The following is a 9294-nucleotide window of genomic DNA, read 5'->3' on the forward strand; positions in this document are numbered from 1 at the left end:
TTGTCAGTTTTGACCGCATTCAAACCACCGAAATAGACTAATGCCCGGGAACAAATCGAATTGCTCCCGGGCATTATCGTCCTAGCTCGAAAAAGTGCTAAATGTCAATTCTGGTCTAACAGAGCCTATTTTTTTAGGGCGGTTTTGCTGGGTGTGAAATACGTTTTATGGCGTTTAACTGCGGAAACGATACGTGCTGCTAGTTTCCTCACTGGTGTTAGTCTTTCCTCACGTGAAGCTTCACAACCGCATACAAACGGGCTGAGCGCCCATGACCGAAAGGTGGCCCAATGGCTAAGCAGAAAACGAGGAAACCCATTCGTCCCATCACTGAGGAGAACATCAACGACCCCGCGACCATCGAGGAGTTCGCCGCATATCTGCGGTTGAGCTACAGCACTGTCTATCGCATGGTGCGCGATGGGCAGCTCAGGGCAGTTCGTATCCGCGAGCAGTGGCGTATCAACGTCCCCGAGTCGCTAAAGATGCTCGGATACTAAGGTGGCCCTCATGGCAAACAACACTAAGGCGGTCGTTGAGCTGTCGCTGGGAGCCGACCCGCTAGAGGCCGCGAAAGTCGGCTGTCTCAACGGCGCGACCCTATGCAACGCCGACATTTACGGCATGGGGACGTTCGGGCTTGGCATGGAGCGCGAACAGGCGCTCCTGTCCGCTGAGGACGTTGACGGGGACTGCATCCTGCGCATTGCCGCGCCCGACAGCGGACGTGAGCTTGAGGTCCGCTGCTCTGACTGGCTTGCCGACAGGGTCGAACTCATGAATGCCGAACTCAAGCGGCGCGGAAGGCTCGCGAGGAAGGCGGCAGACCCCATGAGGCTTGTGGCAGCTGATGCCCATGAATAGTGAGCTGAGGGCCGGGTATCGCGCCGAGGTGGAGCGCAAGGGCAGGGCGCTGAAGGCGATGCGCGAGGCCCGCGGGGTCCGCTCTGATAAAGGGCCTTGCGCGTTCGACAAGGTTCAGCTCAAAGACTGGTATACGTCCCTTCAAATCGCGAACGAGGAATGGCGCTGCGCATACGTCACGGCAATGGTTGACTATTGGTTCACGGGCGTCACCCCGGACTATCTCGATGACATTCCGAAAGCGTATTTCAACGCGAACTTCGAGAGGCTCAGCGATGCCAGAAGGCAGTCCTTCGCAAAGAGCGATACCGGAGAGGACTCAAGCCTAGAGGCATGGGTTGACGGTCGCAACGGCACCATTCCCGCTGATGGCGAGGGGGTACCCAACCCCGTACCAGACCCCGTTCCCAGCCCCGTACCCAACCCCGTACCAGATGGGGTTCAGCCCTTACATAGCTATAAGCTACCAACTACTAGCCATGAGCCACAAGCCATTAGCCATGGCCCTACAAGGCCATTGGCTAATGGCAAGAGGACTACGGGCTACGGAACGAACGGCAGCGAATCGCTTTTCGAGACGGGCGTTGCTTGGTTCCACGTCCCTTGCCCGAAGTGCGGGGAAGTGGCAAAGGAGCCTGTCGGGTTCATCGATGGCATGGGCCAAATTCTCGTTAAATGTCCGAACTGCGGAGTACAAACATACGGAAAACCGCCCGAGGAATATGAGGTCGAGCGTTGTTTCCCCGAACCTTCGATCCTGAAGTGCAAAGAGGAAAATAAGCAATGAGAAAGACTGACCAGATGACGCTTGCCGTCAACGCCGCCCTCACGGTCGAGGAGTACGGCAGGGAGGCGCTTGAGGCGGGGACCGTGGCCTACGCCGGGGACGGCGCTCTCGTCTACGAACCCGGAGACTCGGGGGTCTACGACCTGACGACCGAGAGCGGCAGGAGGGCATGGAAGGCCAACGCCCCCGAGGGCGTGACGAGGACCGTTATCGAGGACGGCGAGCCGTGGTTCGATTCGGTCGTTGGCATGTTCTCCGAACGGCTCGCGGACTGGATGGAAGGGCGGGGCGCGACCCTCTAGAAAGGCGCGGCGCGGGAGGTAGGGCCGCGCCGACAGCGGCCCGCTGCTCGGGACAGAAATTGCTGCTTGAATCGTAGCATATTTTTAAGTACCGCTGCCGCTGAGGGGGTTAGTATATAACTGCCCAGCGTGACGCGCCTGCCGTGACTGACGCATATGCGATGACCTGCGGATATGCCGTCTAAGGCTCTCAGATGCTCTTTTTAAGCTTTAGAACGGACACGGTGCCTAAGTTACTCACGCCAGATGCCAGACGGCCCTTATCGGCTGTCCCCGCGGCTCTCAGGGGCATTTCCGAATAGCCGACCGATTCGCTCTTGGGGTGGTTTCGATACTGAGGCGGGGAGAGATTAGCCCGACGCTGGCGCAGTTCAGGCTCTACTGGTTCGTGGCGCTCGACATGGAGCGGCAGAAAACGCGGCGAAAGATAGACCTCATGCGCCCCGAGGGAGACCCGAGGAGGGAGAGGGCGCTCTACTGCATGGGGAGGCAGGAGGAGGTACTGGACCGCGCCTACGCCGACATGCGCGAGATGGCCCCGACAGTCGGCGAGAGGGCGGTCGAGGTCATAACTGCCCACTACCTAGAGGGCGAGGACTGGCATGACCTGAGCGCGAGGATCGGCATAGCCTACGACAAGTGCAAGAAGATAGCGTACAGGGCGTTCAGGGAATACGACGCCGCGACATAGAGAAGGCCGCAGGGGAGCGAACCCTTGCGGCCTTTTTGTTTTCGTTCTCCGGGCGCGGTTTATAGCCTGCGCCCTGCCCTCTAGTTCCTCACCGAGTACCGCTTGCCGCAGTGGTTGCAAAGGTACTCGCGCTTTCCCTTCCTGCCCATCGCGGCACCGACCACCATGCCCTCAAGGCGGAACAGTTCGGCGCCAATGAGCGCCTTTCCAGCGCTCGTGGACTTCGACGTGTTGTTCAGGAACGTTACGTCGGTTGAGTCGCACTTGGGGCAGCGGAGTCCGGCCTTGCGCTGGGCCTTCTTCACCTTCTCGGGGGTCGTGTCGAGCGCTGCACGGTTGAGTTCTGCGTTCGAGTGTGCAGGGGCGTAGCCCTTTTCGGCGCTTGACCCAAGGGGCTGGGGCGTTACGTTCTTACGGCGGTCTCGTTCGTATTTCACTTCTCTGTGAATCTTACTGATTGTCTCGTCTACCTTCTCACCGGATTGTGCGGTGAGCGCGTACAGGCTGTTAAGCTCTGTCACCGTCATGCCGTTAGGCCTTTTGGCGTTGTAGACGAGAAGCAGGTCGTTTAGCTCCTTGCTACGGGGCATCCGATACGGAGCAGGGTCGGTTGTCTGCTTCGGCTTCGTCTCCGAAGTGTTATCCGTTGTCCTTTTATTTTGGAATGGCAACGTGAAGAAGTCGACGGCTACAACAACTATGAACAAAGAGCTGACAAGCCCAACTGGGTCGTTCAACATAGTGAGTACCGTTACGTGGTGTGCAAAGATGTACCAGCAAGCTGGGAAAACCAGCACCCAGAGAATCGGTCTAATCTTATCCATCATGCTGAACTCCTGTTCGCAATCGATCCGGTAACGGATTTGGTCGCCATTGGGCACTTCAACGCGCTGCCACTGTGCCCAATGCGTCCGATAAGCCTTTTTGTTTTCGCGCGTCCCCGAGGGGCTTAGTAGCGCCCATGCCGGGGCGCTGGCACCTGTCCGGTGGGGTCGGGCGCTGCCCGCCTACTTTGCGAGCAGGAACCTGAGGACGACAATCGGGAGAATGACCGGGGCGAGGACAATCCCGAGCAGGTAAATCCAAAGCGTGCCCTTCATGGCTATCGACCTTCCTTTCCTGTTGCGATAGCGGTTGACTCGATTCTAGTCCTCACTGGACGTGAACGGGACGTGTTCGCCCCGCCTCTCCATGCCGCTCAGCTCCATCTGCTCATTTGCGTACACGGCTATGAGTTCGCGGCGGTGTGAGTTGCACCTGCGGTAGGCGTCGCGGATGCCGTTGAGCCGCACCGTGTTGAGCGCCAGATGCTCGGCCCATCCAACGAGGTCCCGCCTGTCCTCGGGGCTTAGCTCGCGGTAGCTAGCCAACAGCTTGCGTTCGTCCTCAGTCAGTGGGGTCCTCTTGTTGTGTCTCTTGCTCATGCCCAGTCCTTTCACTCGATTTGGGGCGTGAAGGTGATTCCTGAGCTGATTCGGTACCAGATTCGGTACCAATGGTACCGAGAACGAAACTGAAACAAAAAGCAGCCCAGAGTGATTAGATGCTCTGAGCTGCCATTTCGTCATATGGTAGGGGCGGTGGGACTCGAACCCACAATCCTTGCGGCGAGAGATTTTAAGTCTCCTGCGTATGCCAATTCCGCCACGCCCCCGTGAGACTAGAAGTCTAGCACAAGCCGTCCGTTACGCGTTGACGGCCATCGAGTGTTGGCCCGACTTCTCCAGGAACTCCTGGAACTTGGCTTCGTCGCCCTTGTTCTGGTACTGCAGGGCTAGCAGGTACTCCAAGCGGCAGCGCTTGACCGGGTCGTCGCCGACATCCTCGAGCATGCGCTCCAGCTCGGGAATGTCGTTGTGGCGCTTGAGGATCATCGTGTCGTACATCAGCTGACACTCGTGCGCAACTGCCTCGGCCTGACCGCCCTCAAAGCCCTTGATCTCGTGCAACAGCTCTTTGGACTTTTTGCGGTCCTCCTGGCCAACATAGTAGTTAAAGGCCTTAATCACCAAGTCGACGCGCTGCATCTTGGGGAGGTTGAGTCCCAGCAGTAGGTCGAACATCTCGCTGGCGCGCTCGTGGTCCTCGCGCAGCAGATAGGAGTTCAGACGCAGGTAGTCGCGGTTGTAGCGCGGGTACAGCATGCTGGTGAGTTTGCCGTCGAGCAAACGATCGAACTCGTCCCACTGCTTGGCAGCCATAAGCTGCTGCAGGCGCTTAAACGTGGTGCGTTTTTTGACGCTAAAGAACACCGACACGGCGATGCAGATGATAACGACGGCGGTCCAGAGGGTGCGGGAATCGGGCATATTAGGGTCCTTAGTCGCTCATAAAGCGAGCGGTATGACAACACGTACTAGATGTATTATACGCAGCGCGCAAGCAAACTGGCATAAAAGCTCATCGAGGCCGAGTGCCATCGCTCGCTGCGGTACACTTACCTAAAGTAAACCATGAAGGGAGACATTACCTATGAAGAAGATCGTTTTGGCTTGCGGTGCTGGCGCTGCTACTTCCACGCTCGTTGCCCAGAAGGTCGCTACTCTGCTCGACGCCAACGGTTATGCCGACAAGTACGAGATCGTGCAGTGCGCCATCTCCGAGGCCAAGGATTACTGCGACGAGGGCGCCGACCTGCTGATCGCCACCACCGTTGCCCCCGAGGGCCTCACCTGCCCGTACGTGAGCGGCGTGCCCTTCATGACTGGCATGAACCGCGTCGCTGCCGAGAAGGCCGTTCTCGACGTCATGGCTCAGTAGGCGCTGACTGTATGAATGAGCAGAACGCCAATCCGGTCGAGCTCTTTGGCATGCGCGTTGCCCATGTGGGCATTAACGCCACCGACCCGGCAGACGCCCTGGAGATCGCGGAGCTGTTCTCGACGATGATGGGCCTGCCCGTCATCGAGACCCCGGTTTCGTACTTCAACGATTCGCTGGTCGAGATCATGAAGCAGAACGGTCGTGGCACCAAGGGCCACATCGGCTTTGCCGTTAACGACATCGATGCAGCTGAGAAGTGGTTTGCCGAGCGCGGGCTCGAGGTCAACGAAGAGTCGCGCGCGCTGCTGCCCGACGGTGGTACCAAGCTCGTGTACTTTAAGCGCGAGTTCGCCGGTTTCGCCGTGCACCTGTGCCGCGAGTAGCGCACAAGCTGCCATAGCTGGCAAAAAGGGATAGGGTCGCGTGGCCCTATCCCTTTATTTATGCCGAGGGGCTTCCTATCGTGGCAGGCGAATCGTAAAGCGGCTGCCGACCCCTTCGACCGAGGTCACACCGATGACGCCGCCGTGGCTGTCGACGATCCACTTGGCGATCGCAAGCCCCAGACCCGAACCCTGTGCGCCGGCATCGCGCGCGTTGTCGGCACGGTAGAACCGCTCGAACGCGTGAGCTGCGGATTCCTGGTTCATGCCGATGCCCTCGTCCTCAACACTTATGTCGATCGTGCCCGCGCCCGCATCTGGCGTTATGCCAAATGTGACGGTCGTTCCCGCATCCGAGTACTTGGCGGCGTTTTGCACGATCACGCGCAGAGCCTGCTTCACGAGCGCCACGTCGACGGGCGCGTCGCAGCGCGGGTCGCTGGCAAGCGCAGCGTCAGAAGCCAGCCGATACGTGTGCTCGGTATCGATCATCTGCGATTCTTCGCATACCTCGCTGACCAGTGCAGCCAAGTTGGTATGCGCACGCCGCAGGACCGTGCGCCCGGCATCGCCGCGTGCCAAAAACAGCAGCTGCTCCACAAGCTCTTGCATGTGCTCGCTTTCGGCTTTAAGGGACGCGATGGATTCCGCCAGCACGTCCGGGTCGTCCTTACCCCAGCGGTCGAGCATGTTCACGTAGCCCTGAATCACCGCGATGGGCGTGCGCAGCTCGTGGCTCGCGTCGTTGACAAAGCGCATCTGCTGCAGCTTGGCCTCTTGCATCTGGCGCAGCAGGCGGTTGAGTGCGACCTCGATGCTTGCCAGGTCGGCGTCGCCGGTGGTGACGCTCGGCGAGTCGACGCTTGCGCGCTCGATGGCCTGCTCCAGTGTTTCCATTTTGCCGCCGGCGAGTTGCATGCGGCCGAGTTCGTCCACGCGCAGGGCCAGATCGTTGAGCGGCGCCATGGTGCGGCGCACGCGGCGGGCGCCGCCGAGCATGTTGAGCACGCTGATGACCTGCCAACCCACAACGACAAGGTAGAGAGGCCATAGCGTGACGAGGTCCTGCGCGAGGGGGAAAGTCTTGGTGGTACGCGCAAGCTCGACGGTATAGGTGAGCGTTGTCAGGTCCCAGCCGCGCGCGGGCGTCAGCGTCATGCCGCGAACGGTGGCGCTGGGGATCCATCCTGCGGTAAACGCGCCGTTGGGCAGCGTCTGGTTGTATCCATAGACAAGGATCGCCGCCACAATCACTACTAGCAGCAGGTCGAGCCAAACGTAGCTCATCAGGCGGCGCCACATATAGCTCCAGTTGATGGCGCGGGCGATGGAGGTGACGCGCTTGGCCTCGGCGTTACGCGCGGCAGACATAGCCCACCCCGCGCACGGTCTGGATGATGCGGACGCCGCCGGCGTCCTCGATCTTGGCGCGTAGATGCGCGATGTGCACGTCGACGTTGTTGGTGTCACCCATGTATTCGTAGCCCAGCGCTTCGTGCGCGATGCGTTCGCGCGTGAGCACGGTCTCGGCATGCGCCATAAGCAGGGCGAGGACATCGAACTCGCGGGCCGTGAGCGCAATGGGCGAGCCGCCGACCGTGACTTCGCGGCGGTCGGGGTCGAGCGCAACCGAGCCCACGGCGAGCGTGGCGGGGGAGAGCGAGGCGGAAACCTGGGTCGAGTCACTGACCGGGGGTATCGCGGTGGCGCCGACACCCGTGCCGCCTGCCGCGCCCGTCCCGATGCCGCCAACGCCCGAAGCCGCCCGCACGGCCTCCGAGCGCTTCAACGCCACGCGGATCCGTGCGAACAGCTCCTCAATCGCAAACGGCTTGGTCAGGTAATCGTCGGCGCCGGCATCGAGCCCGGCCACCTTGTCCATCACGGCATCGCGCGCGGTGACCATTATCACCGGCACATCCTTGTGCTTGCGGACGCGCCGCAGGACCTCCATGCCGTTGAGCTGCGGCAACAACACATCGAGCAGAATAAGATCGTAGTTGCGCTCCAGCGCCAGGTCCACGGCGGTGCGGCCATCGGCGGCGTGTTCCACCTGGTAGCCCTCGTGCTCCAGCTCGAGCGTCACAAAGCGGGCGATTTTCTCCTCGTCCTCTACGATCAGGATCCGTGCCATGCGTGCCCCCGTCTGCGATTACTTGTCGTCGTTCAGATTTTGCTTGATGTCGTCCGCGGCATCGGCGGCGTGATTCATAAGGTTGTTGATGCTGCCGGGCACGTCGCCGTCGCTGTCGATGCGGTAGCGCATGCCAAAGAACAGGCCAATCAGCATCAGCCAAATCGTAGCGCCCCAGGCAAACAGGGCGATGATGGGGATCAGGATGGGGATGTTGAGGATGATCGCATCGCGGCGCGTGGCGATAAACTTGGTGTCCAGGCTCAGGCGGAAGAGCTTTTTGAGGTACTCCCATACGCTGTCCATCTTCTTGGAGAAGTCGGTCTTTTCGCTCGACTTCTCGTAGGCGGCCTGCGCGGCGACCATCTCGGCTGAGGGCTCATCGACTGGCGCGGACTCGGTGGCGGCGTGCGCCGACGTGGTCTGGGTCTTGCCTTGCGACTCGAGCCAAATGATGGCGTCCAAAACGTTGCCGTCGGCGGCGTCGAGCGCGGCTTTGGCATCGGTGTAGCTCACGTTGCACTTGGTGCGGATGGTTTCAACTTTTTCGAGGTCGTCCATGACCTGTCCTTTCGTTCGATGGGCGCGACGCCGGGCGATCTGCCCGGGCGCGAGCGTTGCGTTCGGCGGCCTGCGTTGCGCGGCGCCGCCCCGCCCTTGGTCGAACTCTATAGTGCAGGTTATAGATTAAGCGATTCTTGAGCCAAGATTAACGTTGGATGAGTTTTTGGGTAGCGGTGGGAAAAGTATTAGACCTCGATAGCGGGGGATGTGGTGCCGGTGCAAAACGGCGTCAAAGGTTGGTCGAGCAGGCGGTTTCTCCATTGATGTCCGCACAGCATGTGACACTTACCCTGCCGCCCCGCTCTGCCGCGGCGGCATGCGTCTGAACAACGACCCTCTAAGGAGTTCGATACCGATGAGTGACAACGCAAAGCATCTCGCAAAGAAGTGCGTAAAGGACGCGGGGCCGTGCCTCGCGCTGTGCGTAGCCGGCGCAGCGGTCGCGCTGCTGGCTGTTCTGGGGCCGTTCGACGTGCTCCGAAGTGCCAGCTTTCTGCATGTTTGCATGGCTCTTGCCGGCGCCACGATGACCGGCGGCGTGCTCGATCTGATCTTTTGGGTGTTTGACCCGTTTGGATGGAAGAGCGAGGGGTAGGTCCCAAAGGATGGAAGGGCTGGAACGGTTGACTTAGTGATCGTGCAGAATGTGGGCTAGCGACTTACAGGGAAGTGGTGATCCGATGACGGTCTATGTGACGGGCGATATTCACGGCGGCGTCGACATGCAAAAGCTTCGCGACTGGGATCTTGGGGATGGTCTGACAAGTGACGACTATCTCATCATCGCGGGCGACTTTGGCTTTCCG

At 60.1% G+C, this 9294-nt stretch carries 14 protein-coding genes and 1 tRNA gene; 8 read left to right on the forward strand and 7 right to left on the reverse strand.

Annotation, left to right across the window (positions count from 1 at the left end; translation table 11 throughout):
- Nucleotides 1-290 precede the first annotated feature (290 nt).
- The 5 genes from AAAX31_RS09820 (at nucleotide 291) to AAAX31_RS09840 (ending at nucleotide 2644) form a co-directional block, all read left to right on the forward strand.
- A complete protein-coding gene (locus AAAX31_RS09820) occupies nucleotides 291-500 on the forward strand; it encodes a helix-turn-helix domain-containing protein (RefSeq protein WP_117847852.1) in 210 nt (69 codons plus the stop codon).
- Nucleotides 501-510: 10 nt separating this feature from the next.
- Nucleotides 511-864, forward strand: coding sequence for a hypothetical protein (locus AAAX31_RS09825; RefSeq protein WP_117847853.1), 354 nt, complete (start codon nucleotides 511-513; stop codon nucleotides 862-864).
- The gene (locus AAAX31_RS09830) at nucleotides 857-1651 is read left to right on the forward strand and encodes a hypothetical protein (protein WP_147332608.1); all 795 of its coding nucleotides are present in this window, start codon (nucleotides 857-859) and stop codon (nucleotides 1649-1651) included. Before AAAX31_RS09825 ends, AAAX31_RS09830 begins: the two co-directional genes overlap by 8 nt.
- The gene (locus tag AAAX31_RS09835) at nucleotides 1648-1953 is read left to right on the forward strand and encodes a hypothetical protein (protein WP_117847857.1); all 306 of its coding nucleotides are present in this window, start codon (nucleotides 1648-1650) and stop codon (nucleotides 1951-1953) included. The genes AAAX31_RS09830 and AAAX31_RS09835 overlap by 4 nt, the downstream gene beginning before the upstream one ends.
- A gap of 322 nt (nucleotides 1954-2275) precedes the next feature.
- A complete protein-coding gene (locus AAAX31_RS09840) occupies nucleotides 2276-2644 on the forward strand; it encodes a hypothetical protein (protein ID WP_349077093.1) in 369 nt (122 codons plus the stop codon).
- A gap of 80 nt (nucleotides 2645-2724) precedes the next feature.
- On the opposite strand, the gene AAAX31_RS09845 is transcribed toward AAAX31_RS09840, so the two are convergent.
- The 4 genes from AAAX31_RS09845 to AAAX31_RS09860 form a co-directional block, all read right to left on the reverse strand.
- On the reverse strand, nucleotides 2725-3471 hold the full coding sequence (locus AAAX31_RS09845; RefSeq protein ID WP_117847860.1) for a hypothetical protein: 747 nt from the start codon (nucleotides 3469-3471) through the stop codon (nucleotides 2725-2727).
- 318 nt (nucleotides 3472-3789) lie between these two features.
- Complete coding sequence (locus AAAX31_RS09850; protein WP_117847861.1) at nucleotides 3790-4068, reverse strand: hypothetical protein; 279 nt, start codon at nucleotides 4066-4068, stop codon at nucleotides 3790-3792.
- A gap of 145 nt (nucleotides 4069-4213) precedes the next feature.
- A tRNA-Leu gene (locus AAAX31_RS09855) sits at nucleotides 4214-4298 on the reverse strand.
- Between the two features lie 31 nt (nucleotides 4299-4329).
- On the reverse strand, nucleotides 4330-4953 hold the full coding sequence (locus tag AAAX31_RS09860; protein WP_006235902.1) for a hypothetical protein: 624 nt from the start codon (nucleotides 4951-4953) through the stop codon (nucleotides 4330-4332).
- Nucleotides 4954-5116: 163 nt separating this feature from the next.
- Between AAAX31_RS09860 and AAAX31_RS09865 the strand changes: the two genes are divergently transcribed.
- On the forward strand, nucleotides 5117-5404 hold the full coding sequence (locus AAAX31_RS09865; protein WP_006235903.1) for a PTS sugar transporter subunit IIB: 288 nt from the start codon (nucleotides 5117-5119) through the stop codon (nucleotides 5402-5404).
- A gap of 11 nt (nucleotides 5405-5415) precedes the next feature.
- Nucleotides 5416-5790, forward strand: a complete 375-nt coding sequence (locus AAAX31_RS09870; protein ID WP_006235904.1) for a VOC family protein — start codon at nucleotides 5416-5418, stop codon at nucleotides 5788-5790.
- Between the two features lie 75 nt (nucleotides 5791-5865).
- Here the strand turns inward: AAAX31_RS09870 and AAAX31_RS09875 are convergent, their stop codons facing one another.
- From AAAX31_RS09875 to AAAX31_RS09885, 3 genes are read right to left on the reverse strand one after another with little or no spacing between them, the layout of a single operon-like run.
- Entirely contained in the window at nucleotides 5866-7161 is a 1296-nt protein-coding gene (locus AAAX31_RS09875) for a HAMP domain-containing sensor histidine kinase (RefSeq protein ID WP_117847865.1), read from the reverse strand.
- Complete coding sequence (locus tag AAAX31_RS09880) at nucleotides 7145-7924, reverse strand: response regulator transcription factor (RefSeq protein ID WP_117847866.1); 780 nt, start codon at nucleotides 7922-7924, stop codon at nucleotides 7145-7147. The genes AAAX31_RS09875 and AAAX31_RS09880 overlap by 17 nt, the downstream gene beginning before the upstream one ends.
- An 18-nt stretch (nucleotides 7925-7942) precedes the next feature.
- Nucleotides 7943-8485 (reverse strand): DUF4342 domain-containing protein, encoded by a 543-nt coding sequence (locus tag AAAX31_RS09885; protein ID WP_117847868.1) that lies wholly within the window; start codon nucleotides 8483-8485, stop codon nucleotides 7943-7945.
- Between the two features lie 358 nt (nucleotides 8486-8843).
- Between AAAX31_RS09885 and AAAX31_RS09890 the strand changes: the two genes are divergently transcribed.
- Entirely contained in the window at nucleotides 8844-9083 is a 240-nt protein-coding gene (locus AAAX31_RS09890) for a hypothetical protein (RefSeq protein WP_117847870.1), read from the forward strand.
- Nucleotides 9084-9294: the final 211 nt, after the last annotated feature.

It is taken from the genome of Collinsella sp. CLA-ER-H5, from assembly GCF_040092375.1.
Classification (GTDB): domain Bacteria; phylum Actinomycetota; class Coriobacteriia; order Coriobacteriales; family Coriobacteriaceae; genus Collinsella.